The 910-nt window shown below is 50.1% G+C and carries 1 protein-coding gene; it reads right to left on the bottom strand.

Annotation, left to right across the window (positions count from 1 at the left end; all coding sequences use genetic code 11):
• Nucleotides 1-824: metal-dependent hydrolase (locus ACTZWX_RS17790; protein WP_444715052.1), on the bottom strand; the 824-nt coding region annotated here is incomplete at its 3' end.
• Nucleotides 825-910 lie beyond the last annotated feature (86 nt).

Raw genomic sequence — 910 nt, 5'->3', positions numbered from 1 at the left:
CCAAGGCGTTTTCTGTACCGCTTGAGCAGGAATTCAGTGTCATGATTCCAAGGGTGAAAATCCGGTTTGAAGTAGTCGACAAACTCCGGAATGATCTGCCTGAACATACCTTTTTGGCCCCAGAGCTGTCGCATACCTGACATCCACTCCCTACCACTGAACAGTTTGCCATCCTGACGTAAGAGCTCCGCAACGAAGGCATGGATGGCCACCATGATTAACATCGTGGCGAGCATCATGGTGCCCATCCGGATGGCATAGTTAACGGCGCCCTCTCCGTAAACGAGTTTGTAGGTATCAAAGGCAACGGCTTTGTGTTCGTTTTCTTCAACGCAATGCCACATCCAGAGATTTCGCATTGATTCATCGATCGATTCCACTATGTCTTCGCGTCGTAAGAGCTGAGCCGACAGAATGCCAGTGAAATGCTCAAGTGCAACGGTGGCCGCCAATCGAACCCTTTTGTTGTTGAGGCCGGGGAGGTCCGCCACTGCCAGGAAGCTTTTGGTCCATTCCTCCAAGGCTTTAAGATCATAACCGTTTTCGGTTGCGCCCCGGTTGAACTTCTCATGTTCTTTCGCGTGCATTGCCTCTTGACCGATAAAAGCGCTGATATCTTTCTGCAGTTGCGGATCGTTGACGGCTTCGCGCACAGCCCGGACGCTAGCAACAAAAAAACGTTCACCGTCTGGAAACAGCGCAGACATTCCATTGAACACGTGAGTCATGAACGCGTCGCCATTCACCCAATATCTGGGTACTTGCTCGAATTCAAAATCTTGCCTACGAACCGGGAATGCGGAAGTGAGTTTGGTTGTGGCCACAGTCGGCTCCTCTAATAAACCAATTGTTGAGTTTGGATATAGAGATTTGATGGTGATCGGGATTTGCCACTTTGGGACAGGTAGTT

Origin of the sequence: Marinobacter sp. NSM (assembly GCF_052380025.1) — a bacterium.
Lineage (GTDB): Bacteria > Pseudomonadota > Gammaproteobacteria > Pseudomonadales > Oleiphilaceae > Marinobacter.
This window is presented reverse-complemented; position numbering and strand designations above follow the sequence as displayed.